We start from the raw sequence: 1,130 nt of genomic DNA on the forward strand, positions 1-1,130 counted from the left end.
ACCAAGCCCCACGTGAACGTGGGCACCATCGGTCACGTTGACCACGGCAAGACCACCCTGACTGCTGCTATCGCTACCGTGCTGTCCAAGCACTTCGGCGGTGAAGCCAAGGACTACTCGCAGATCGACAACGCCCCCGAAGAAAAGGCTCGTGGTATCACGATCAACACTTCGCACGTTGAGTACGAAACTGCCAACCGCCACTACGCTCACGTGGACTGCCCCGGCCACGCTGACTATGTGAAGAACATGATCACTGGTGCCGCTCAGATGGACGGCGCTATCCTGGTTTGCTCCGCTGCTGACGGCCCCATGCCCCAGACTCGCGAGCACATCCTGCTGTCGCGTCAGGTGGGCGTGCCCTACATCATCGTGTTCCTGAACAAGGCCGACATGGTGGACGACGAAGAACTGCTGGAACTGGTCGAAATGGAAGTGCGCGAGCTGCTGTCCAAGTACGACTTCCCCGGTGACGACACCCCCATCATCCGCGGCTCCGCCAAGCTGGCCCTGGAAGGTGACCAGTCCGACAAGGGCGAGCCTGCCATCCTGAAGCTGGCCGAAGCTCTGGACACCTACATCCCCACTCCCGAGCGTGCTGTTGACGGCGCCTTCGTGATGCCCGTGGAAGACGTGTTCTCCATCTCCGGTCGTGGTACCGTGGTGACCGGCCGTATCGAGCGCGGTATCGTCAAGGTCGGCGAAGAAATCGAAATCGTCGGTATCAAGGACACCGTCAAGACCACCGTCACCGGCGTGGAAATGTTCCGCAAGCTGCTGGACCAAGGTCAAGCTGGCGACAACGTGGGTCTGCTGCTGCGCGGCACCAAGCGTGAAGACGTGGAACGCGGCCAAGTGCTGTGCAAGCCCGGCTCCATCAAGCCCCACACCAACTTCACTGCTGAAGTTTACGTGCTGTCGAAGGACGAAGGCGGTCGCCACACTCCCTTCTTCAACAACTACCGTCCCCAGTTCTACTTCCGTACAACTGACGTGACCGGCTCCATCGAACTGCCCGAAGGCAAGGAAATGGTGATGCCTGGCGATAACGTGTCGATCACTGTGAAGCTGATCTCCCCCATCGCCATGGAAGAAGGTCTGCGCTTCGCTATCCGCGAAGGTGGTCGTAC

Annotated in this window: 1 protein-coding gene; it reads left to right on the forward strand. The window is 59.8% G+C overall.

From position 1 onward, the window contains the following. Positions 1-1,130, forward strand: a 1,130-nt coding sequence (gene tuf / locus JAO85_RS25520) for an elongation factor Tu (RefSeq protein WP_039051279.1), incomplete at both ends; no start/stop codon positions are given.

The organism is Comamonas sp. NyZ500 (assembly GCF_016772095.1).
GTDB lineage: Bacteria > Pseudomonadota > Gammaproteobacteria > Burkholderiales > Burkholderiaceae_C > Comamonas > Comamonas thiooxydans.